The 21,857-nt window shown below is 66.5% G+C and carries 18 protein-coding genes; 10 read left to right on the forward strand and 8 right to left on the reverse strand.

The annotated features are described in order from the left end of the window. Nucleotides 1-35: 35 nt before the first annotated feature. Complete coding sequence (gene ccmB, locus LG306_RS03790; RefSeq protein WP_404418335.1) at nucleotides 36-746, reverse strand: heme exporter protein CcmB; 711 nt, start codon at nucleotides 744-746, stop codon at nucleotides 36-38. Continuing rightward, nucleotides 743-1,366 carry a heme ABC exporter ATP-binding protein CcmA gene (ccmA, locus tag LG306_RS03795; protein ID WP_404418337.1) on the reverse strand — a complete coding sequence of 208 codons (624 nt, stop codon included), beginning with the start codon at nucleotides 1,364-1,366 and terminating at the stop codon, nucleotides 743-745. Before ccmA ends, ccmB begins: the two co-directional genes overlap by 4 nt. Nucleotides 1,367-1,733: 367 nt before the next feature. On the opposite strand from ccmA, the gene acnA reads away from it, so the two are divergent. Beyond that, nucleotides 1,734-4,460 (forward strand): aconitate hydratase AcnA, encoded by a 2,727-nt coding sequence (gene acnA / locus LG306_RS03800; RefSeq protein WP_404418339.1) that lies wholly within the window; start codon nucleotides 1,734-1,736, stop codon nucleotides 4,458-4,460. Nucleotides 4,461-4,538: 78 nt separating this feature from the next. Here the strand turns inward: acnA and LG306_RS03805 are convergent, their stop codons facing one another. Beyond that, nucleotides 4,539-5,912, reverse strand: a complete 1,374-nt coding sequence (locus tag LG306_RS03805) for an NAD-dependent succinate-semialdehyde dehydrogenase (protein WP_404418341.1) — start codon at nucleotides 5,910-5,912, stop codon at nucleotides 4,539-4,541. A gap of 104 nt (nucleotides 5,913-6,016) precedes the next feature. Beyond that, on the reverse strand, nucleotides 6,017-6,916 hold the full coding sequence (locus tag LG306_RS03810) for a hydrogen peroxide-inducible genes activator (RefSeq protein WP_017506284.1): 900 nt from the start codon (nucleotides 6,914-6,916) through the stop codon (nucleotides 6,017-6,019). Nucleotides 6,917-7,062: 146 nt separating this feature from the next. Between LG306_RS03810 and katG the strand changes: the two genes are divergently transcribed. Then, nucleotides 7,063-9,333 (forward strand): catalase/peroxidase HPI, encoded by a 2,271-nt coding sequence (gene katG, locus LG306_RS03815; protein ID WP_404418343.1) that lies wholly within the window; start codon nucleotides 7,063-7,065, stop codon nucleotides 9,331-9,333. Nucleotides 9,334-9,403: 70 nt separating this feature from the next. Here the strand turns inward: katG and LG306_RS03820 are convergent, their stop codons facing one another. Together LG306_RS03820 and LG306_RS03825 are read right to left on the reverse strand one after the other, a co-directional pair. Beyond that, nucleotides 9,404-10,177: a glutaminyl-peptide cyclotransferase gene (locus tag LG306_RS03820; RefSeq protein ID WP_404418344.1), complete on the reverse strand. Its 774-nt coding sequence runs from the start codon at nucleotides 10,175-10,177 to the stop codon at nucleotides 9,404-9,406. Nucleotides 10,178-10,182: 5 nt separating this feature from the next. Next, complete coding sequence (locus tag LG306_RS03825; RefSeq protein WP_404418346.1) at nucleotides 10,183-11,010, reverse strand: TerC family protein; 828 nt, start codon at nucleotides 11,008-11,010, stop codon at nucleotides 10,183-10,185. Between the two features lie 947 nt (nucleotides 11,011-11,957). Between LG306_RS03825 and LG306_RS03830 the strand changes: the two genes are divergently transcribed. From LG306_RS03830 to LG306_RS03860, 7 genes are all read left to right on the forward strand, one after another. After that, on the forward strand, nucleotides 11,958-12,512 hold the full coding sequence (locus tag LG306_RS03830) for a F0F1 ATP synthase subunit delta (RefSeq protein ID WP_404418348.1): 555 nt from the start codon (nucleotides 11,958-11,960) through the stop codon (nucleotides 12,510-12,512). Between the two features lie 77 nt (nucleotides 12,513-12,589). Further along, nucleotides 12,590-14,122 (forward strand): F0F1 ATP synthase subunit alpha, encoded by a 1,533-nt coding sequence (atpA, locus tag LG306_RS03835; RefSeq protein ID WP_404418350.1) that lies wholly within the window; start codon nucleotides 12,590-12,592, stop codon nucleotides 14,120-14,122. A gap of 32 nt (nucleotides 14,123-14,154) precedes the next feature. Further along, nucleotides 14,155-15,033: a F0F1 ATP synthase subunit gamma gene (locus LG306_RS03840; RefSeq protein WP_404418352.1), complete on the forward strand. Its 879-nt coding sequence runs from the start codon at nucleotides 14,155-14,157 to the stop codon at nucleotides 15,031-15,033. Nucleotides 15,034-15,070: 37 nt separating this feature from the next. Further along, nucleotides 15,071-16,606: a F0F1 ATP synthase subunit beta gene (gene atpD, locus LG306_RS03845; protein WP_404418354.1), complete on the forward strand. Its 1,536-nt coding sequence runs from the start codon at nucleotides 15,071-15,073 to the stop codon at nucleotides 16,604-16,606. 2 nt (nucleotides 16,607-16,608) lie between these two features. Beyond that, the gene (locus tag LG306_RS03850) at nucleotides 16,609-17,127 is read left to right on the forward strand and encodes a hypothetical protein (RefSeq protein WP_404418356.1); all 519 of its coding nucleotides are present in this window, start codon (nucleotides 16,609-16,611) and stop codon (nucleotides 17,125-17,127) included. Then, complete coding sequence (locus LG306_RS03855) at nucleotides 17,127-17,396, forward strand: ATP synthase F1 subunit epsilon (RefSeq protein ID WP_039243854.1); 270 nt, start codon at nucleotides 17,127-17,129, stop codon at nucleotides 17,394-17,396. The genes LG306_RS03850 and LG306_RS03855 overlap by 1 nt, the downstream gene beginning before the upstream one ends. Nucleotides 17,397-17,481: 85 nt before the next feature. After that, nucleotides 17,482-18,615 carry a serine hydrolase domain-containing protein gene (locus LG306_RS03860; protein WP_404418358.1) on the forward strand — a complete coding sequence of 378 codons (1,134 nt, stop codon included), beginning with the start codon at nucleotides 17,482-17,484 and terminating at the stop codon, nucleotides 18,613-18,615. On the opposite strand, the gene rarD is transcribed toward LG306_RS03860, so the two are convergent. Then, nucleotides 18,612-19,535 carry an EamA family transporter RarD gene (gene rarD / locus LG306_RS03865; RefSeq protein ID WP_404418360.1) on the reverse strand — a complete coding sequence of 308 codons (924 nt, stop codon included), beginning with the start codon at nucleotides 19,533-19,535 and terminating at the stop codon, nucleotides 18,612-18,614. The genes LG306_RS03860 and rarD overlap by 4 nt on opposite strands. A gap of 15 nt (nucleotides 19,536-19,550) precedes the next feature. Continuing rightward, nucleotides 19,551-20,597, reverse strand: coding sequence for an aspartate-semialdehyde dehydrogenase (locus LG306_RS03870; protein ID WP_404418361.1), 1,047 nt, complete (start codon nucleotides 20,595-20,597; stop codon nucleotides 19,551-19,553). 143 nt (nucleotides 20,598-20,740) lie between these two features. On the opposite strand from LG306_RS03870, the gene zapE reads away from it, so the two are divergent. Continuing rightward, nucleotides 20,741-21,832: a cell division protein ZapE gene (zapE, locus tag LG306_RS03875; protein ID WP_404418362.1), complete on the forward strand. Its 1,092-nt coding sequence runs from the start codon at nucleotides 20,741-20,743 to the stop codon at nucleotides 21,830-21,832. The last annotated feature ends 25 nt before the right edge of the window (nucleotides 21,833-21,857 follow it).

Genomic DNA, 21,857 nt, shown 5'->3' on the forward strand with positions numbered 1-21,857 from the left:
ACAGCGCTTACGCGGCGAAGGGGCGGCGGGCAAGCTCACCCTTGCGCGTTGCGAACGGCGGCGGCCCCGCCGAAGGGCGCGACGACGGCGGCGAACAGGACGTAGGCGCAGAGCAAGGCCAGCGCAGGGCCGACCGGCTGGCCCGATCCGGCGCGCTCCAGGGCGCCGGCGCCGAAGACGACCGGGGGGATGAACAGCGGCAGGACGACCACGGCGATCAGCAGCCCGCCGCGCCTGGCGCCTAGCGCGAGAGCGGCGCCCAGCGCCCCGGTGAAGGCGAAGCCCGCGCCGCCGATCAGGGCGGTCAGGGCGACCAGCGGCGTCAGCGATGTGGGCAGGCCCAGCGCCAGGGCGGCGACGGGGGCGGTCAGGGCGAGCGGCAGACCGACGGCGATCCACTGCGCCAGGGCCTTGATCAGGACGACCTGCTCCAGCGCCAGATGGCCGAGGGCGAGCAGATCCAGCGCCCCGTCCTCCATGTCGCGCTCGAACAGCCGCTCCAGCGACAGCAGGGACGCCAGGGCGAGCGCCAACCACGCGACGCCGCCGGCGACAGGGCCGAGCGTGCGCGGATCGCCGCCGGCCGCCAGCGGCAGTATGGCGGTCAGACAGACGAAGAAGCCGCAGGCCAGCAAGGGGCCGCCGCCCCCGCCCCAGGCCAGATCCAGTTCGCGCTCCAGCAGAACGCGCGTCGCGCCGCGCAGGCCGGGCGGACGGGGTTCCTGATCGACATCGCGGCGGCTCACTTCAGCGCCCCCAGGTCGAGGTTGCGGGTCGCCAGCGGCAGGGGGTCGTGGACGGCGGCGACGATCAGGCCGTCGGCGTCCAGATGACGCTGCATCTGCTCGGCGAAGGCTTCGCGCCAACGCGTGTCCAGCGGCGCCATCGGCTCGTCCAGAAGCCACAGGGCGCGCGGCGATCCGATCAGCCGGCCCATGGCCAGGCGACGGCGCTGACCAGCCGAAAGACGCCGGACCTCCAGGTCCAGCAGGGGCTTCAGGCCGAAGGCCTCAATCGCGTGGTCGACGCCGTACTGGGTGTGACCCAACCAATCGCACTGAAACCCCAGCTCTTCGCGCGCGGTGCGGCCGCCCTTCAGCCCGTCCAGATGACCGAGAAAATGGGTTTCACGTCCACGCGCCAGCCGTTCGTCCAGCCGATTGCCGTCGCCGTCCTGGAAGGCGACCGTCCCGGCGTCGGGGCGCAACAGGCCCGCGATGGCGCGCAGCAGGCTGGTCTTGCCCGCCCCATTTGCGCCCGTCAGGGCCAGCACCTCGCCGGCGCGCAGTGTCAGGTCGAGGCCGTCGAACAGTCGCCGCTCGCCGCGTGAGACGGTCAGGCCGGAGAGGGTGAGGGTGTGGATCATGACGGCATCTCCCTCCCCGCTCCGGGGAGGGTGGCCGAGCACAGCGAGGTCGGGTGGGGGCGGCGGCGTGATACATCGCTGATCGCTCTCGCCACAAGCCGCGCGCCCCTGCCGGGCCGCCCCCACCCGGTCGCTACGCGACCACCCTCCCCGTTCCGGGGAGGGAGAGGCTGGGCGTGTTTTCTGCGAACCCTTCTCAATGTCCACGTCAGGGGTGTGGACACATGGACGGTGCGGCGCGGCGGGGCTATAGGCACGGTCGCCGCAGCAGGCTTTCGCCGCGCGCGCAGGGGTCCTGTGAGCCGCTGCGTCTGCCGCGCGAAGGCGCAACCGGATTGTCGGGCGGCGCTGACCAGAGGAACTCTCCATGCCGTCGATCGACAGCTTCAAGACCCGCCAGGACCTTTCCGTCGGGCGTAAGAAATACGCCTATTACAGCCTTCCCGCCGCCGAGGAAGCAGGGCTTGCCGGGATTTCCCGCCTGCCGCGCTCGATGAAGGTGCTGCTGGAGAACCTGCTGCGCAACGAGGACGGCGTTTCCGTCACCGAGGACGACCTGAAGGCCGTCGCCGCCTGGATCGAGAACAAGGGCTCGGTCGAGCACGAGATCGCCTTCCGTCCGGCCCGCGTGCTGATGCAGGACTTCACCGGCGTGCCCGCCGTCGTCGATCTGGCCGCCATGCGCGACGCCATGAGCGCCCTGGGCGCCGACGCCGCCAAGATCAACCCGCTGGTGCCGGTCGATCTGGTCATCGACCACTCGGTCATGGTCGACAATTTCGGCACGTCCAAAGCCTTCGGCCAGAACGTCGAGCGCGAATATGAGCGCAACATCGAACGCTACAACTTCCTGCGCTGGGGTTCGTCGGCCTTCAACAACTTCCGCGTCGTGCCGCCCGGCACCGGCATCTGCCACCAGGTGAACCTGGAGAACCTGGCCCAGACCGTCTGGACCCTGGACGAAGGCAAGAAGACCGTCGCCTATCCCGACACCGTCGTCGGCACCGACAGCCACACCACCATGATCAACGGCCTGGCCGTCCTGGGCTGGGGCGTGGGCGGTATCGAGGCCGAGGCGGCCATGCTGGGCCAGCCGATCCCGATGCTGATCCCCGAGGTCATCGGCTTCAAGCTGACGGGCACGATGCCCGAAGGCACGACGGCGACCGACCTGGTGCTGACCGTCACCCAGATGCTGCGCAAGAAGGGCGTGGTCGGCAAGTTCGTCGAATTCTTCGGCGACGCACTGCCGAACATGACCATCGAGGACCAGGCGACCATCGCCAACATGGCTCCGGAATACGGCGCCACCTGCGGCTTCTTCCCCGTCTCGGCCGCGACCATCGGCTATCTGACCGCCACGGGCCGCGACAAGGCGCGCGTCGCCCTGGTCGAAGCCTACGCCAAGGCGCAAGGCCTGTGGATCGACGAGAATTCGGAAGACCCGGTCTTCACCGACGTGCTGGAACTGGACATCTCGACCGTCGTGCCGTCGCTGGCGGGTCCGAAGCGTCCGCAGGACCGCGTCGAACTGACCACCGCCGCCCCGGCCTTCGAAACCGCCCTGACCGACGTCTTCGCCCGCCCGGCCGACGCCCCGCGCGCCGAGGTCGAGGGTGAGAAGTTCACCGTCGGCGACGGCGACGTGGTCATCGCGGCCATCACCTCGTGCACCAACACCTCCAACCCGTCGGTGCTGATCGCCGCCGGTCTGGTGGCGCGCAAGGCCAATGCGCTGGGCCTGAAGGCCAAGCCCTGGGTCAAGACGTCGCTGGCCCCCGGATCGCAGGTCGTGACCGACTATCTGACCGACGCTGGCTTGCAGAAGGACCTGGACGCCCTGGGCTTCAACCTGGTCGGCTACGGCTGCACCACCTGCATCGGCAACTCGGGTCCGCTGGATCCGGCCATCTCCAAGGCGATCAACGACAACGCCCTGGTCGCCACCTCGGTCCTGTCGGGCAACCGCAACTTCGAAGGTCGCGTGAACCCGGACGTCCAGGCCAACTATCTGGCCTCGCCGCCGCTGGTCGTGGCCTACGCCATCGCCGGCTCGATGCGGATCGACATCACCAAGGATCCGATCGGTCAGGACAAGAAGGGCAACGACGTCTTCCTGAAGGACGTCTGGCCGACCACGCAGGAAATCGCCGACATCCAGCGCAAGTCCGTCACCCCGGCCATGTTCGCCAAACGCTACAAGGACGTGTTCAAGGGCGACAAGCACTGGCAGGCCATCAAGGTCACCGGCGGCCAGACCTATGAGTGGGACGACAGCTCGACCTACGTCGCCAACCCGCCCTATTTCGACGGCCTGTCGATGGACCTGACCCCGGTTCAGGACGTGGTCGAGGCCCGTGTTCTGGCCATCTTCGGCGACTCGATCACCACCGACCACATCAGCCCGGCCGGTTCGATCAAGAAGACCTCGCCTGCCGGCGTCTATCTGACCAACCACGGCGTCGAGGCCGCCGAGTTCAACAGCTACGGCGCCCGTCGCGGCAACCACGAAGTCATGATGCGCGGCACCTTCGCCAATATCCGCATCAAGAACCGCATCACGCCCGAGATCGAAGGCGGCGTCACCAAGCACTTCCCGTCGGGCGACACCATGTCGATCTATGACGCGGCCATGCGGTATCAGTCGGAAGGTCGTCCGCTGGTCGTCTTCGCCGGCAAGGAATACGGCACCGGCTCGTCGCGCGACTGGGCGGCGAAGGGCACGCGTCTGCTGGGCGTCCGCGCCGTCATCGCCGAAAGCTTCGAGCGCATCCACCGCTCCAACCTGGTCGGGATGGGCGTCGTGCCGCTGCAGTTCAAGCAGGACGGCTGGCTGAAGCTGGGCCTGACGGGCGAAGAGATCGTCACGATCCGCGGCCTGTCGGACGCCAACATCGGCAAGCTGAAGCCGCGTCAGGATCTGTGGGTCGAGCTGTTCCGCCCGTCGGACGGCAAGATGGCCCGCTTCCCGGTCCGCTGCCGCATCGATAACCAGACCGAGCTGGACTATCTGCTGGCCGGCGGCGTCATGCCTTACGTGCTGCGCAACCTGGCGCGCGGTCCGGAAACTGAAGCGCCGATCGCCGCCGAATAGGTCGCGGTTCGTCCAGACAAGAAAGAGGGCCGGCGGAACGATCCGCCGGCCCTTTTACGTTTGCAGAAAGGGCGGTGGTCAGTCGGCGCTGACGACGACCAGCTTGCGGTTCACGAACTCCTTGATGCCCACATCGCCCAACTCGCGGCCGAAGCCCGAGCGTTTGACGCCGCCGAAGGGCAGTTCGGGCATGGAGGTCGTGGTGGTGTTGATGAAGACCATGCCGGTTTCGATGCGCGAGGCCAGTTTGCGGGCGCGGTCGGTGTCGCCCGAGAAGATCGAGCCGCCCAGGCCGAAGTGGGAATCGTTGGCCAGGGCCACGACCGCATCGTCGTCCTCGACCACGAAGACCTGGGCCACCGGACCGAAGAACTCCTGATAGAAGGCCGGGTTGCCGCGCGCGACGTCGGTCAGGACGGTCGGCTCGTAGAAGAAGCCGGTGCGGTCGGCGGGCTTGCCGCCGGTCAGCGCCTTGGCGCCGTGCTGGATCGCCTCTTGCACCTGTTTGGTCAGGGTCTTCAGCGCATCCTCGGACGACAGCGGACCCAGGTCGGTGGCCTCGTCCAGCGGATCGCCCATGACGGCGGTCTTCATGCCTTCGACGAATCCGGTGATGAAGGCGTCGGAGACCGACTTCTGGACGATGAAGCGTTTGGAGCCTGTGCAGACCTGTCCGGCGTTGGACAGGCGACCCTCGACGCCCGCCGCGACCGCCTTTTCTATGTCGGCGTCGTCCAGCACCACGAAGACGTCGCTGCCACCCAGTTCAAGCGTGGACTTCTTCAGCATTTCCGAGGCGCGGGCCGAGACCTTGGCGCCGGCGCCCTCTGACCCGGTCAGGGCCACGCCCTGGATGCGGTCGTTGCCGATCAGTTCCGCGACCTTGTCCGAGGAGATGTAGAGGTTGGCGACGAAGCCTTCGGGTGCGCCGGCCTCGCGCACCAGTTCGGCGAACCGGGCGGCGCAGCGCGGCACTATGCCCGCGTGTTTGTAGAGCACGGGATTGCCGACCGCGATGGCGGGAGCCACCACGCGGATCAGCTGATAGATCGGGAAGTTCCACGGCTCGACCGCCAGCAGCACGCCGATCGGATGGAACTCGACCCAGGCCTCGCCCAGTTCGCTGTCGATCTTTTCGGGCTTGAGGAAGTCGGCGGCCTTCTCGGCATAGTAGGCGGCGATGCCGGCGCACAGATCGATCTCGCCCTGGCCCTGGGCCAGGGGCTTACCCATCTCCTCGGCCATGGTGCGGGCCAGGTCGTCGCGGTTGTCGGTCAGCAGGCCTGACAAGGATTTCAGCACGGCGAGGCGCGGCTGGATGTCGCCCTTGGACCAATCCGAATGGAACAGGCCGTCGGCCTTGGCCAAGGCGGCCTCGACGGCGTCGTCGGTGTGTTCCGGATAGTCCTCGACCAGTTGTTCGGTGAAAGGATTGAGGGTGCGATAGGCCATGGGGCGTCCTGAAGCTTCGGTCGGACGCCCGGGGCGGCGCCGATCCGTTGTCGGGAAGCCAACGCCTGCTGGGCGGCGCGGTTCAGTCCAGTTTCAATCCAGCTTCAGTCCAGCTTTAGGGCCTCGGCCAGAAGCCGGGCCTCGGCGGCGCGGCTTGAGCCGGCGCGCCAGGCGACGACGATCTCGCGATGGGGCGGGGCGCCGTCGGCCTGGTTTTCGAAGGCGCGAATGGCGACGGAGGGGTTGTCGGCCAAACCGGCCTGCACCGCCATCTTCGGCAGGAAGGAAACGCCGAGGCCCGAGCCGACCATCTGAACCAGGGTGTGCAGGCTGGTGGCCGCAAAGACGTCGTCGCCGCGCGGGGCCTCGATGTCCAAGGCCGCCAGGGCATGGTCGCGCAGGCAATGGCCGTCCTCCAGCAGGATCAGATCCTCCGCCCGCAGCGAGCCGGGACGGATGGGGCCGGGCGCGGCCAGAGCATGGTCGGCTGGGGCGGCGGCCATGATCTCGTCATCGCCGATGCGGGCGTGGGCGATGCCCGGCGCATCATAGGGCAGGGCGATGACCGCCGCGTCGATCTGACCCGCCTTCAGCGCTGCGATTAGCCGGGGCGTCAAATCCTCGCGGATGAACAGCTTCAGGCTGGGATAGGCGGCCTTCACCGACGGCAGTTTGGCGGGCAGCAGGAAGGGAGCCACGGTGGGGATGACGCCGAGGCGGAATCGGCCGGACAGCAGACGCCCGGCGTTTTTGGCCGCCTCGACCAGATCCTCGGTGCGGGCCAGGACGTCCTCGGCGCGGCGAACGGCCTCAGCTCCGACGGCGGTCATGATCACGGCGCCGCGCGCCCGTTCGACCACCGGCGCGCCCAGGATGCGCTCAAGCTCCTGCACCCCGGCGCTGAGGGCGGGTTGACTGACGTGGGCGGCCTCGGCGGCGCGCGAGAAGCTGCCGTGTTCGGCCAAGAGTTTGAGATACTGGAGCTGACGCAGGGTGGGGAGCATGGAAGTGAAATAGGCCTGTCCTATGCTGACGCCAAGGATAATCGATTGGCTTTATCCGTTTGACCCGTGTCGTATGACCCCATCATCGACAGGGCGATGCAAAAATCGCTCGCCGTCGTGCGCCAGAGCAGCAGGGAGAAAACACCATGACCGACGAAGCCAAATGCCCCTTTTCCGGCCGGACGCCCCGATCGGTCGCAGGCGGCGGCGTTCAGAATCGCGATTGGTGGCCCAATCAGCTGCGGGTCGATCTGCTGAACCAGCATTCGACCAAGTCCGATCCGCTGGGCGAGTCGTTCGACTACCGTGAGGCCTTTTCCAAGCTGGACTATGAGGCGCTGAAGGCGGACCTGCGCGCGTTGATGACGGACTCCAAGGACTGGTGGCCGGCGGACTTCGGCCATTATGGCCCGCAGTTCATCCGCATGGCCTGGCACAGCGCCGGCACCTATCGCGTCGGCGACGGTCGCGGCGGCGGCGGGCGGGGCCAGCAGCGGTTCGCGCCGCTGAACTCCTGGCCCGACAACGTCAATATCGACAAATCGCGTCGCCTGCTGTGGCCGATCAAACAGAAGTACGGCCAGGCCATCTCCTGGGCCGACCTTATGATCCTGACCGGGAACGTCGCGCTGGAAACGATGGGCTTCCGCACCTTTGGCTTCTCGGGTGGACGTGCCGACACCTGGGAGCCGGATCAGGACGTCTATTGGGGTCGCGAGACGACCTGGCTGGGCGGCGACGAACGCTATGCCCACGGCTCGGACGGGGTGGTGAAGCCGGGCGACGAGGCCGTTCTGGTCAGCGATGACAATGCGGACGGCGACAAGCATTCGCGCGATCTGGAAAACCCGCTGGCCGCCGTGCAGATGGGCCTGATCTACGTCAATCCAGAGGGGCCAGACGGCAATCCCGATCCGGTCGCGGCGGCGCGCGACATCCGCGACACCTTCGCCCGGATGGCGATGAACGACGAGGAGACGGTCGCCCTGATCGCGGGCGGCCATACCTTCGGCAAGACGCACGGCGCGGGCCCTGCCGACCACGTCGGCGCAGAGCCTGAAGGCGACGGCCTGGAGGCGCAAGGCCTGGGCTGGACCTCGAGCTTCGGCACGGGGCACGGCGCCGACGCCATCACCAGCGGCCTGGAAGTCACCTGGACCCAGACGCCGGCCCAGTGGAGCAACTTCTTCTTCGAGAACCTGTTCGGCTTCGAATGGGAGCTGGAGAAGTCCCCGGCCGGGGCGCACCAGTGGGTGGCCAAGGACGCGGGCGAGGTCATTCCCGACGCCCACGATCCGTCCAAGAAGAAGCGGCCGACCATGCTGACGACCGACCTGTCGATGCGGTTCGACGCGGAGTACGAGAAGATCTCGCGCCGGTTCCTGAACGATCCGGAAGCGTTCGCCGACGCCTTTGCGCGGGCCTGGTTCAAGCTGACGCACCGCGATCTGGGACCACGTTCGCGCTACGTCGGGCCGGAAGTCCCGAGCGAAGTCCTGCTGTGGCAGGATCCGGTGCCGGAAGTGGATCATCCGCTGATCGACGCGACGGACGCGGCGGCTCTGAAGGCCAAGGTGCTGGACTCGGGCCTGAGCGCCGCCGAACTGGTCGGCGCGGCCTGGGCCTCGGCCTCGACCTTCCGTGGCGGGGACAAGCGGGGCGGGGCCAACGGCGCGCGCATCCGCCTGGCGCCGCAGAAGGACTGGGCCGTCAATCAGCCCGAACAGCTGGACCGGGTGCTGAAGACGCTGGAGCGCATCCAGACCGAGTTCAATCAGGCGCAGACGGGCGGCAAGAAGGTCTCCCTGGCCGACCTGATCGTGCTGGCCGGCAATGCCGGCGTCGAGCAGGCGGCCAAGGCGGCGGGCCATGACGCCAGCGTGCCGTTTACGCCTGGCCGGACGGACGCCAGCCAGGCGGACACGGATGTCGAATCCTTCGGCTATCTGGAGCCGGTCGCTGACGGCTTCCGCAACTTCCAGAAGGCGCGCTATGCCGTGCCGGCCGAGTCGCTGCTGATCGATCAGGCGCAGCGGCTGACGCTAACGGCGCCGGAGATGACGGTGCTGATCGGCGGCCTGCGGGCCATCAACATCAATACGGGCGGCGCGACGCACGGCGTGCTGACTGAGCGTCCGGGCGTGCTGTCCAACGATGTCTTCGTCAACCTGCTGGACATGGACGTGAAGTGGGCGGCGACCTCGGACGCAAAGGACGTCTTCGAAGGCCGCGACCGCAAGACGGGCGAAGCCAAGTGGACCGGCACGCGTGTCGATCTGGTGTTCGGCTCCAACGCCGTGCTGCGCGCGCTGGCCGAGGTCTATGCCGGGGCCGACGCCGGAGGGAAGTTCGTCTCCGACTTCGTGGCGGCCTGGACCAAGGTCATGGAGCTGGACAGGTTCGACCTGCACGGCTGAGCCGGGGGCAGGGGCAGAAAAAGAAGAGGGCCGGGCGCTGTCGCAGCGTCCGGCCTTTTCTTCATGCGGATCAGCGCAGCTTGATCTCGAACAGCTGCGCCCAGCGTTTGCCGGTGACGAACAGGCGTTTCCCCGCCGCGTCCCAGGCGATGCCGTTCAGGACGTCGTCGTTGGGGTCGAGGTTCGCGCCCTTGGGGACCAGGGCGGTCAGGTCGATGAAGGCCTTGACCACGCCGGTCTTGGGATCGATGCGCGCGATGCGGTTGTTCTGCCAGATATTGGCGAAGACCTCGCCGTCGATCCATTCCAGCTCGTTGATCTGATCAAGCGGCCGGCCATCGGCGGTGACGGAGACGCGGCCGGTCTCGGCCAGAGTTTCGGGGTCGAGAAAGCGCAGCTGATCAGTGCCGTCGCTCATGATCAGGCGGCGGCCGTCGGTGGTCAGGGCCCAGCCCTCGCCCGGATAGGAGAAGCCGCCCAAGGGCGAGAAGTCGTCCAGCTTCCAGATGAAGCCGATGTGGTTGCGCCAGGTCAGGCTGTAGAGCTTGCCGTTCAGCGTGGTCATGCCCTCGCCGAAATAGATGATCGGCAGGTCGCGCTGACGCTCCACGCGGCCTGTTTCGAGGTCGACCTTGCGGATGAAGGAGGGATACAGGCCCGTGCTCTCGTAGAGGTCGCCGTCGTGGAAGAAGAGGCCTTCGGTGAAGGCCCCTGTGTCGTGGGGATAGGCCCGGACGACCTCGTAGGACTGGACCGGCACTTCGGCCCTGACCGGCAGGGCGACGCCTGTCGTCAGCAGCAGACCGGCGACAAGGCCGGCGAGCCGGGACGACAGGCGCATCATGAGCCTCAGCCCCGCTCGGCGGCGGCTTCGGCCTCGGCCTTTTGCGCGCGGGCCTCGGCGGCGTTCGCCTCGCTGCGGGCCAGTTCGGCCTTTTCCTTCTTGGATGCGGATTTGCGACCCAGCATGTTCAACGCCTCAACACCGGCCGAGAAGGCCATTGCCGCATAGATGTAGCCCTTGGGCACATGATAGCCGAAGCCGTCGGCGATCAACACCATGCCGATCATCAGCAGGAAGCCGAGCGCCAGCATGACGACGCTGGGGTTCTTGTTGATGAAGTTGGCCAGGGGGTCGGCGGCCAGCAGCATGACGGTCACGGCGACCAGAACGGCGACGACCATGATCGGCAGGTGCTCGGTCATGCCGACGGCGGTCAGGATCGAGTCGATCGAGAAGACGATGTCCAATAGGATGATCTGGAAGATGGCCGCGCCGGCGTTGGCGATGACCACGTCCTTCTTGTCCATGACACCGTGGCTGGGGGTGGGATCGACCGTGTGGTGGATTTCCTTGGTCGCCTTCCAGACCAGGAACAGACCACCCGCGATCAGGATCAGGTCCTTCCACGAGAATTCATTGCCCATGACGGTGAAGACCGGCTGCACCAGACCGACCAGCCAAGCGATGATCGACAGCAGGGCCAGACGCATGATCAGCGCCAGGCCGATACCGATGCGCCGCACCTTCTGCCGCTGATGCTCGGGCAGTTTGTTCGACAGAATTGAGATGAAGATCAGGTTGTCGATGCCGAGCACGACCTCCATCACGATGAGGGTCACCAATGCGGCCCAGGCGGCCGGATCGGAGAGCAAGGGGGTTATGCTGTCGAGCATGGGGTTTCCTGGTGGAGGATAAAGCTTGAGCGGAAAGCGCTAGGGCCGACGCAGGTTCCGATCAAGCGATGGGTGCGGCGTCATGGTCGCACCCCCTGTCTGTCGGGAAGGCGACTGGACACGCGACGGCGCCTTCGCGCAATCGCAGCGAAGTTGGTGGAGGGCTGGGCGGAGCGCCGGGCCTTCGCCCGGAGTTCTGTGATGTGAAGTACCGTTTCGACGAAGGGTATGACGCTCCGCGCGGAAAGTTGGCCTGCAAGCTCGGGGCGCCGAGCGGTGGCGGTCTTATCGCCTAACCCCATAAGCCTGCGACGGGTCGGCGGTCCCTGCGAGGACCGTCCCGAGTGCGATCGAGTATCCCCCTCGACCCTCCGACACCGCTCCATGAGTCGCTGTCGGCGCGAGCCGTTTCAGACCCGCTCCCGTTCCATCCGCTCTCGCCGCCGCAAGGTCGCAGGCCTTACGAGCCCTCCATGCGACGAGACGGGTGCATTATGGGGCCGTTTGACCCCGTGGATGGGAGAACGGCGACATAAATCGTCAAGCGGTTGAAATCGTTGGAGAGGCGCCAGCGACATTGCGATGGCTGAGCACCGTCTCCTCCCCATGTCATGGGGAGGTGGCCGGAGCGCAGCGGAGAGACGGAGGTGCTTTCTCTTCGCGCCCCGGCGCTTAGCGACGTCAAGAACCCCTCCACCGCTTCGCGGTCCCCCCCTCTCCACGCTGTGGGGAGGAGACGAGATACCTCGTCTGTCCCCTGCGGCATCGGCGCGCCTTCACGCAATGTTGCGAGCGGCGAAACCCCGTGCTATCAGGCGCCCGGCTTGAAGGGGGCGTATTTACGGATACGGCCTCCGTCGTGCTTTCCGTAAGCATTTCAAGCTTTTGACCGTTGCGAGCCTCGCATTCGGTTGCGACCCTGACACAACGACCTCGGACCCTAATCAGTGGCTGATGATTTCAGAACGACGGAAGTCGGCGATCGCTACGCACAGGCGCTGTTCGACCTGGCGCTGGAAACCGGCCGTCTGGACGCCGTCCGCGCCGACCTGAAGTCGCTGAAGGCGGCCTGGACCGAAAGCGCCGATCTGCGTCGCCTGGCTGTCTCGCCCGTCATCGCCGCCGCCGATCAGGCCAAGGGGCTGGTCGCCATCGCCGCCAAGGCCAAGTTCGAGCAGACCACGACCAACTTCCTGGGTCTGCTGGCGCAGAACGGTCGCGCCAAGGACCTGCCGGCCGTGATCGCCGGGTTCGAGGCGCGCTACGCCAAACACGCCGGCGTCGTCGCCGCCGAGATCGTCTCGGCCCAGCCGCTGGACGCCAAACAGGTCGCCGCCATCACCGCCGCCCTGTCCAAGAGCCTGGGCAAGGCGCCGGAACTGACCGCGCGCGTCGATCCGTCGATCCTGGGCGGCCTGAAGGTCAAGGTCGGCTCGAAACTGTTCGACGCCTCGCTGAAGACCAAGCTCGACCAGATGAAGTTCGCCCTCAAGCGGGCCTGATCGCTCGCCCCGTCCACCCGATTGTCGGCGCCTGAACGGCGCAACCGCAAAAAAGACTGAAGAACAGAGAGCCCGTCATGGACATCCGCGCCGCTGAAATCTCGGCCATCCTCAAGTCGCAGATCGCCAACTTCGGCGTCGAAGCCGATGTCTCCGACGTCGGCAGCGTGCTGTCGGTCGGCGACGGCATCGCCCGCATCCACGGTCTGGACAACGTCCAGGCCGGCGAAATGGTCGAGTTCACCAAGGCCGGCGTGAAGGGCATGGCCCTGAACCTGGAACGCGACAACGTGGGCGCCGTGATCTTCGGCGCCGACGCCGCCATCGCCGAGGGCGACGACGTGCGCCGCCTGGGCGAGATCGTGGACGTGCCGGTCGGCCGCGGCCTGCTGGGCCGCGTCGTCAACCCGCTGGGCGAGCCGATCGACGGCAAGGGCCCGATCCAGTTCACCGAGCGCCGCCGCGTGGACGTCAAGGCGCCCGGCATCATCCCGCGCAAGTCGGTTCATGAGCCGATGCAGACCGGCCTGAAGGCCATCGACACCCTGATCCCCGTCGGCCGCGGCCAGCGCGAGCTGATCATCGGCGACCGTCAGGTCGGCAAGACCGCCGTCGCCATCGACACCATCCTGAATCAGAAGAGCGTCAACAAGACCGACGACGAGAGCGCCAAGCTCTACTGCATCTACGTCGCCATCGGTCAGAAGCGTTCGACGGTCGCCCAGATCGTCAAGACCCTCGAAGAGTCCGGCGCGCTGGAATACACGATCGTCGTGGCCTGCACCGCCTCGGAGCCCGCCCCGCTGCAGTTCCTGGCTCCGTTCGCCGGCACCGCCATGGGCGAGTTCTTCCGCGACAACGGCATGCACGCCCTGATCGTCTATGACGACCTGTCGAAACAGGCCGTCGCCTATCGCCAGATGTCGCTGCTGCTGCGCCGTCCACCCGGCCGTGAAGCCTATCCGGGCGACGTCTTCTACCTGCACAGCCGCCTGCTGGAACGTTCGGCCAAGCTGAACGAGGATTACGGTTCGGGCTCGATGACCGCCCTGCCGATCATCGAAACCCAGGCCAACGACGTTTCGGCCTATATCCCCACCAACGTGATCTCGATCACCGACGGCCAGATCTTCCTGGAATCGGACCTGTTCTATCAGGGCATCCGTCCGGCCGTGAACGTCGGCATCTCGGTGTCGCGCGTCGGCTCGTCGGCCCAGACCAAGGCGATGAAGAAGGTCGCCGGTTCGATCAAGGGCGAGCTGGCCCAGTATCGCGAGATGGCCGCCTTCGCCAAGTTCGGCTCGGATCTGGACGCCTCGACCCAGAAGCTGCTGGCGCGCGGCGCCCGTCTGACGGAACTGCTGAAGCAGCCGCAGTATTCGCCGCTGGCGATGGAAGAGCAGGTCGTCTCGGTCTACGCCGGCACGCGCGGCTATATCGACGGCATCGCGGTCGGCGACGTTGGGCGCTTCGAGAAGGAGCTGCTGGCGCGCATCCATGCGAACCACGCGTCGCTGCTGGAAGGCATCCGCACCAAGAAGGACCTGACCTCGGACCTCGAAGCCGAGCTGAAGGACATCCTGGCCGCCTTCGTCAAGACCTTCGCCTGAGCCCCTCCGGACAGCTGAGAGAGTAGCGCCGGATGGCCAGCCTTAAGGAAATGCGCAATCGGATCGGAAGCGTGAAAGCCACGCAAAAGATCACGAAAGCCATGCAGATGGTCGCCGCGGCCAAGCTGAAGCGCGCCCAGGACCAGGCCGAAAGCGCCCGGCCCTATGCGCAGAAGATGGCCTCGGTCATCGCCAATCTGGCCGCCGGCGTCTCGGGCGCCGACGCGCCCAAGATGCTGTCGGGCACCGGCCAGGACCAGCGTCACCTGATCGTGGTGGCGACGGCGGACAAGGGTCTGGCGGGCGGTTTCTCGACCAACGTCATCCGCGCCGCGCGCGAGCGGATCAACAGCCTGATCAACGCCGGCAAGGACGTGAAGATCATCGCCGTCGGCAAGAAGTCGCGCGACCAGTTGGCGCGTCTGTACGGCGACAAGGTGGTCCACACCTTCGAACTGTCGGACCATAAGACGATCGGCCTGCCGTCGGCTCAGCCGGTCGCCGAAATGATCGCCACGGCGTTCGAAGAGGGTCAGGCCGATGTGGTCACCCTGTTCTACAGCCAGTTCAAGTCGGTGATCTCGCAGGTCCCGACGGCCAAGCAGCTGATCCCGGCCGTGGTCGAGGGAGATGCGGCGCCGATCGACCTGAACGGCGCGGTCTATGAGTACGAGCCCTCGGAAGAGGAAATCCTGGAAACCCTGCTGCCGCGCGCGCTGACGACGCAGATCCTGGCCGCGCTGTACGAGAACCAGGCCGGCTTCTTCGGCTCGCAGATGGCGGCGATGGACAACGCCACGCGAAATGCGGGCGACCTCATCAACGCCCTGACGCTGCAGTACAACCGCAAGCGCCAAGCCCAGATCACCACCGAACTGATCGAGATCATCGCCGGCGCCGAAGCCCTCTGATCCCGACCGAACAGACATTCCGATACGGACCCTGACCATGACCGACACCGTCGCCCCCAAGAAGCCCGCCGCCAAGAAGCCGGCCGTCAAGAAGGCCGCTCCGGCCGCCGCTCCCGTCAACGCCGCCGGCACGGGCAAGATCGCCCAGGTCATCGGCGCCGTCGTCGACGTCGAGTTCGACGGCCACCTGCCGGCGATCCTGAACGCCCTGCACACCCAGAACGTCGACCAGAAGACGGGCGAGCCCTTCACCCTGGTTCTGGAAGTCGCCCAGCACCTGGGTGAGAACATGGTCCGCGCCATCTCGATGGACACGACCGAAGGCCTGACGCGCGGCCAGCCCGTGACCGACACCGGTTCGTCGATCCAGGCGCCGGTCGGCCCCGGCACCCTGGGCCGCATCATGAACGTCGTCGGCCAGCCGATCGACGAAGCCGGCCCGATCGCCACCACCGAATACCGCCCGATCCACAAGGAAGCGCCCAGCTTCGAAGAGCAGTCGACCTCTTCGGAAATCCTGGTCACGGGCATCAAGGTCATCGACCTGATGTGCCCCTACACCAAGGGCGGCAAGATCGGCCTGTTCGGCGGCGCCGGAGTGGGCAAGACCGTGACCATGCAGGAGCTGATCAACAACATCGCCAAGGCGTACGGCGGTTATTCGGTTCTGGCCGGCGTGGGCGAGCGCACCCGCGAAGGCAACGACCTGTATCACGAGATGATCGAGTCCAACGTGAACGTGGACCCGTCCAAGAACGGCGGCTCGACCGAGGGCTCCAAGTGCGCCCTGGTCTACGGCCAGATGAACGAGCCCCCCGGCGCCCGCGCCCGCGTCGCCCTGACCGGACTGTCGATCGCGGAATACTTCCGTGACGAGGAAGGCAAGGACGTGCTGCTGTTCGTCGACAACATCTTCCGCTTCACCCAAGCCGGTTCGGAAGTGTCGGCTCTGCTGGGCCGCATCCCCTCGGCCGTGGGCTATCAGCCGACGCTGGCCACCGAGATGGGCAATCTGCAGGAGCGCATCACCTCGACCAAGAAGGGTTCGATCACCTCGGTCCAGGCCATCTACGTGCCCGCCGACGACCTGACCGACCCGGCGCCCGCCGCCTCGTTCGCCCACCTGGACGCGACGACGGTTCTGAGCCGCGACATCGCCGCCCAGGCCATCTTCCCCGCCGTCGACCCGCTGGACTCGACCTCGCGGATCATGGACCCGCTGGTCATCGGCGACGAACACTACAACGTCGCCCGTTCGGTTCAGGAAGTGCTGCAGCAGTACAAGGGCCTGAAGGACATCATCGCCATCCTAGGCATGGACGAGCTGTCGGAAGAGGACAAGCTGGTCGTCTCGCGCGCCCGCAAGATCCAGCGCTTCCTGTCGCAGCCCTTCTTCGTGGCCGAACAGTTCACCAACTCGCCCGGCAAGTTCGTCGAGCTGGCCGACACGATCCGCTCGTTCAAGGGCATCGTCGCCGGTGAATACGACCATCTGCCGGAAGCCGCCTTCTACATGGTCGGCTCCATCGAAGAGGCCGTCGCCAAGGCCGAGAAGATGGCGTCGGAAGCCTGATCATGAGCAAGGCTCTCGTCAGCCTCATTCTTCTCGCTCTGGCAACGCCCTTGTCGGCGCAGGCCCAAGTCGGTGGAGAATTCGAGGCGATGGCGGGAGCCTGCGAGGCCTTCGTGGCCGAAGGGCGTTTTCCGCCCGCTTCGGATGAGGCGAGCTTCTTTCTCCAGAAGGGCTTCAAGTCAGCCGCATCGACGGTTCAAACCGAAGAGGTTTCACGAACCTACACCTTGTCCGGGACGCCGATTGACCCGGTTCGGATTATGGTGGTGCGGCCCTCTCAACCAGGTGGCGAGAGCTGTTCCGCGCTCGACCTAAATGGGCCTGAAGCCGGTGATGGTTACATCACAAAGGCCAGGACCACACAGACTTGGACCTTCGATAGCGATTCAAACGACGTCAACGGCAAGGGTGTTCTTTTCAGGAAGAACGTCGCCGAAAGCGTGATTTACATGGCGATATGGGGCACGGGCGGGACCTATCCGATTTCCGTCGCCACCTATCAAATCGGAACATCGGACTGATGGCTGGCAAACTGAACTTTTCCCTCGTCTCGCCGGAACGCGAGGTCTTCTCGGGCCTCGTGGACCAGGTCGATGCACCGGGCGTCGAGGGCGACTTCGGCGTTCTGCCGGACCACGCGCCCTTCATGACCGCCCTGCGCGAGGGTCTGGTGACCGTCTATAACAACGGCTCAAAGACCCAGTACGACGTGCACGGCGGTTTCGCCGACGTGAACGGCGAAGGTCTGACCATCCTGGCCGAACAGGCGACCGAGGTCGTCGCGGCCTGATCCTGTCGACGGATCGAACGATTTGAGGCCTCCCGTTTCGGCGGGAGGCCTTTTTCGCGGGCGGCGGGCGCGCTAGGACCGGCCTATGACCGATCTCATCGACATCCACGGCGTTTGCGCCCCCGGCTTTGAGGCCGTGCGCGAGGCGTTCGCCGCCAACTTCACCGACGCGCCCGAGGGGCTGAACGAGCAGGCGGCGCGGTTCAGCGTGCTGGTCGAGGGCGAGGCGGTCGTCGATCTGTGGGCGGGCCATGCGGATACGGCCAGGACGACGCCGTTCACCGACTCCACCCTGACGTCGGTGTTTTCGACCGGCAAGGCGGTGATGGCCATTTTGATGGCGAGCGCGGTTGAGGCCGGGCAGGTCGACTATGACCAGCCGGTCGCCTCGCTGTGGCCCGAGTTCGGCGCGGCGGGCAAGGCGGAGGTCACCGTCGCCCAGCTGATGAGCCACCAGTCGGGCCTGCCGGGCTTTTCCGAGGCGGTCGATCCGACGATCTGGTTCGACGTGTCCGCGGTTCTGGCGCGTCTGGCGGCCCAGGCGCCGATGTGGGCGCCGGGCACGGCCTCGGGCTATCACCCGATCACCATCGGCTATCTGGCCAATGAGGTCTATCGCCGCGCGACCGGACGGACGATGGGCCAGGCGCTGCGCCAGAACTTCGCGGATCTGGACCTGTGGATCGGCCTGCCGGAAAGCGAACACGGTCGGGTGGCGCAGATGCGCAAACCCATGGCGGCGCCCAGCCTGGGGACCATCGATCCGATCAAACAGGCGGCCTTCCTGGATCGCGGCTCGGCGCCGGGCGGGCGCGGTTCTGCGGCCTGGCGCGAGATGGAGATCCCGTCGGCCAATCTGCACGGCACGGCCTTGGGCCTGGCGAAGATGCTGGGCGTGGTCGCCAATGACGGCGTGCTGGACGGCCGGTCGGTGCTGTCGGCGGGGACGCTGGAACAGCTGACGCGCGAGCGCATCCATGGGCCGGACAAGGTGCTGCCCTACACGATCAGCTGGGCGGCAGGGCTGATGCTCAATGACGGGCTGAAGGTGTTCGGGCCCAACGAAGCCTTCGGCCATTACGGCTGGGGCGGATCGATGGCCATGGCGGATCCGTCGCGAAAGCTGTCGGCGGCCTATGTGATGACGCGCCAGTCGCCGCACCTGATCGGCGACCCCCGGCCCAAGCGGTTGCTGGACGCGCTCTACGCCGCCGTCTAGACCGTCTCGGACAGGGCGACGGCGCGCTTGGCGGCGCGGCTGCGATTGAAGGCGGCCAGGGCGAAGACGCCGGCGCCGGCCCAGATGAAGACGAAAGAGATGATCCGCAGCAGGGTCAGCGGCTCGCCGGTCGCGACGCCGCAGGCGAACTGCAGCGTGGGGGCCAGGAACTGGATGAAACCGACCGTGGACAGGGGCAGACGCCGCGCCGACCAGGCGAACAGCGCCAGCGGAACCACGGTCGCCGGGCCGTTGACCAGCGCCCATATCAGACCGGACGGCGAGGCGAACCCGACCGCCTGACCGTGGGTGGTCAACCAGGCCAGGAAGACCGCACCGATGGGCAGCAGCACCAGACATTCCACGAAAAGGCCGGTCTGGGCCGAGGCGGGTACGCGCTTTCGGATCACCGCATAGGCGCAGAAGGTGACGGCCAAGGTCAGGCCGATGATCGGCACATGGCCCAGGGCGATCGTCTGGATCACGACCCCGATGGCGGCCAGACCGATGGCCAGTGCGCTCCAGCGGTCGATCTTCTCGCGGAACAACACGGCGCCGGCCGCCATGTTGAGCAGGGGATTGATATAGTAGCCGAGGCTGGCCTCCAGCGTCGCGTGATGGGTGGTGGCGAAGACGTAGAGGCTCCAGTTGGTGCCGATCAGCAGCGCGGACAGGGCCAGCCAGGCCAGGGTGCGCGGCGTGGCCAGCACCCGGCGCGCCTCGCCCCATTGCCCGGCCAGCAGCAGGACCAGGCCGGCAACGAAGACCGACCAGACCGCCCGGTGCGCCAGGATTTCGGGCGCGCCGAAGCCGTGCGCCGCCATCGCCATGAACAGCAGCGGCAGCAACCCCCACAGGGTGTAGCAGGCGATGGCCGTGCCGACGGCGCGGCCGTCGGTAGGAGCTGCGTGGGCGTTCATGACGGTTGAGACCGCCTAGACCGTGATCGAACGATATCCCGAAGACGACTTGATCACGCCGGTCTCGTCGAGAAGCTGGGCGATCTGGACGGCGTTCAGCGCGGCGCCCTTGCGCAGGTTGTCGGACACGACCCAAAAGTTCAGGCCGTTCTCGACGGTCGGGTCCTTGCGGATGCGGCTGACATAGACGGCGTGTTCGCTGGCGGCGTCGACGGGGGTGATGTAGCCGTCGTGCTCCTGCTTATCGATGACCAGCACGCCGGGCGCCTCGCGCAGGATGGCGCGGGCCTCGTCGGGTTCGATGGGGCGGTCGAACTGGACGTTCACGGCCTCGGAGTGACCCACGAAGACCGGCACGCGCACGCAGGTGACGGTGACCTGGATGTCGGGGTCCAGCATCTTGTGCGTCTCGTCCGACATCTTCTTCTCCTCGTCGGTCGAGCCGTCCTCGAGGAAGGAGCCGATGTAGGGGATGACGTTGAAGGCGATCTGTTTGGGGAACTTCTTGGGCGTGGCGTCGCCGAGGCCATAGATGGCCTTGGTCTGGTTCCACAGCTCGTCCATGCCTTCCTTGCCGGCGCCGGACACCGACTGATAGGTCGAAACCACGACCCGCTTGATCTTGGCCGCATCGTGCAGCGGCTTCAGCGCCGTCACCAGTTGGATGGTCGAGCAGTTGGGGTTGGCGATGATGTTCTTCTTGGTCGCATCCTTGATGGCGTCCGGGTTCACCTCGGGCACGATCAGCGGCACGTCGGAGTCCTTGCGGAAGGCCGAGGAGTTGTCGATCACGATGGGACCGGCCTTGCCGATCTTCTCGGACCATTCCTTGGACACCGCGCCGCCGGCGGACATCAGGACGATGTCGACCTTGGAGAAGTCGAACTGCTCGATGTCCTGGCATTTGACGGTCTTGTCGCCGAAGGAGACCTCGACGCCCTTGGACTTGCGCGAGGCGATGGCGTGGATTTCATCGACGGGGAATTCCAGCTCCTCGAGGATGTTCAGCATTTCGCGGCCCACATTGCCCGTGGCCCCGACGATGGCGACGCGATAACCCATGATGCTTGATCCTTCGGACGCGCTACCGCTCGGCTCAGCGGAGCCTTGCTGCTTGAGCGCGGTTTGGTGTGTGCTGTGCATTTAGGCGTTCGCAGCCGCGAAGCAATCGCTTTTCACTGTGCCGGGCTTTAAGCAGTCCTCCCATGACCTCCCGTATCCGCAACGCCTACGATATCCGCGTGGAAGAGGGCGTGCTGACGCCCGATCCGGCGCAGGAGAGCGTGATCACGGCGCTGGAGCGGCTCGAGGTCGATCTGGCCAAACGCGGCCTGTTCGGCAAGGCGCCGGAGGTGCGGGGCGTCTATCTCTACGGCCCGCCCGGACGCGGCAAGTCGATGCTGATGGACCTGTTCTATTCGGCGACGCCGGAGCCGCGAAAGACGCGCGCGCACTTTCACGCCTTCATGGCCCGCATCCACGATCTGGTGAAACAGTGGCGCGATGGGGATGCGAAGACCCGCAAGGCCGTGTTCGGCACGCATAAGGGCGACGACCCCATCCCGCCGATCGCCAAGCTGATCGCGTCGGAAGCCCGGCTGCTGTGTTTCGACGAATTGCAGGTCACCGACATCGCCGACGCCATGATCCTGGGCCGGTTGTTCGAAGCCCTGTTCGAGGATCGGGTGGTGCTGGCCATCACCTCGAACCGCGCGCCGGAGGACCTCTACAAGAACGGCATCAACCGTCAGCTCTTCCTGCCCTTCATCGACATTATCCGCGAGCGTTGCGTGGTGGTCGAGACGGCCGGGGCGCGGGACTGGCGGCTGGACCGGATGACCTCGGCCCAGGTCTGGCACACGCCGGACGACCGCGCGGCGTTCGAAGCGTTATGGCGCGAGCTGAAGGGGGGCGAACCAGAAGAGCCGGCGCACCTGACCGTGCTCGGCCGCGATGTGGTGGTGGCGCGGACGGTCGGGTCGATGGCGCGGGCGACGTTTAACGACCTATGCGCCAGGCCGCTGGGGCCGCAGGACTATCTGGCCATCGCCCAGCGGTTCCACACCCTGTTCCTGGAAGACGTGCCGATCCTGAGCTCGGCCAACCACCACGAGGCGCGGCGTCTGGTGACCCTGGTGGACGCCCTCTATGAGGCCAAGACCAAGCTGATCGTGCTGGCGGCGGCCAAGCCGGAGGCCCTCTATACCGAAGGGGTGGGGGCGTTCGAGTTCGAGCGCACCGTGTCGCGCTTCAACGAAATGCAGAGCAAGGACTGGCTGGCGCACGTCCGCGACTGACGGCTAGGGTAGGGCTGACCCTCGG

The organism is Brevundimonas vesicularis (assembly GCF_044807075.1).
Lineage (GTDB): Bacteria > Pseudomonadota > Alphaproteobacteria > Caulobacterales > Caulobacteraceae > Brevundimonas > Brevundimonas vesicularis_G.

Coding starts and splice junctions, on each gene's coding strand:
- atpD (WP_404418354.1), top strand. CDS start 15,071: ATGACCGACACCGTCGCCCCCAAGAAGCCCGCCGCCAAGAAGCCGGCC.
- acnA (WP_404418339.1), top strand. CDS start 1,734: ATGCCGTCGATCGACAGCTTCAAGACCCGCCAGGACCTTTCCGTCGGG.
- LG306_RS03855 (WP_039243854.1), top strand. CDS start 17,127: ATGGCTGGCAAACTGAACTTTTCCCTCGTCTCGCCGGAACGCGAGGTC.
- zapE (WP_404418362.1), top strand. CDS start 20,741: ATGACCTCCCGTATCCGCAACGCCTACGATATCCGCGTGGAAGAGGGC.
- LG306_RS03840 (WP_404418352.1), top strand. CDS start 14,155: ATGGCCAGCCTTAAGGAAATGCGCAATCGGATCGGAAGCGTGAAAGCC.
- LG306_RS03870 (WP_404418361.1), bottom strand. CDS start 20,597: ATGGGTTATCGCGTCGCCATCGTCGGGGCCACGGGCAATGTGGGCCGC.
- ccmA (WP_404418337.1), bottom strand. CDS start 1,366: ATGATCCACACCCTCACCCTCTCCGGCCTGACCGTCTCACGCGGCGAG.
- LG306_RS03810 (WP_017506284.1), bottom strand. CDS start 6,916: ATGCTCCCCACCCTGCGTCAGCTCCAGTATCTCAAACTCTTGGCCGAA.
- LG306_RS03850 (WP_404418356.1), top strand. CDS start 16,609: ATGAGCAAGGCTCTCGTCAGCCTCATTCTTCTCGCTCTGGCAACGCCC.
- rarD (WP_404418360.1), bottom strand. CDS start 19,535: ATGAACGCCCACGCAGCTCCTACCGACGGCCGCGCCGTCGGCACGGCC.
- LG306_RS03825 (WP_404418346.1), bottom strand. CDS start 11,010: ATGCTCGACAGCATAACCCCCTTGCTCTCCGATCCGGCCGCCTGGGCC.
- LG306_RS03860 (WP_404418358.1), top strand. CDS start 17,482: ATGACCGATCTCATCGACATCCACGGCGTTTGCGCCCCCGGCTTTGAG.
- LG306_RS03820 (WP_404418344.1), bottom strand. CDS start 10,177: ATGATGCGCCTGTCGTCCCGGCTCGCCGGCCTTGTCGCCGGTCTGCTG.
- atpA (WP_404418350.1), top strand. CDS start 12,590: ATGGACATCCGCGCCGCTGAAATCTCGGCCATCCTCAAGTCGCAGATC.
- katG (WP_404418343.1), top strand. CDS start 7,063: ATGACCGACGAAGCCAAATGCCCCTTTTCCGGCCGGACGCCCCGATCG.
- LG306_RS03805 (WP_404418341.1), bottom strand. CDS start 5,912: ATGGCCTATCGCACCCTCAATCCTTTCACCGAACAACTGGTCGAGGAC.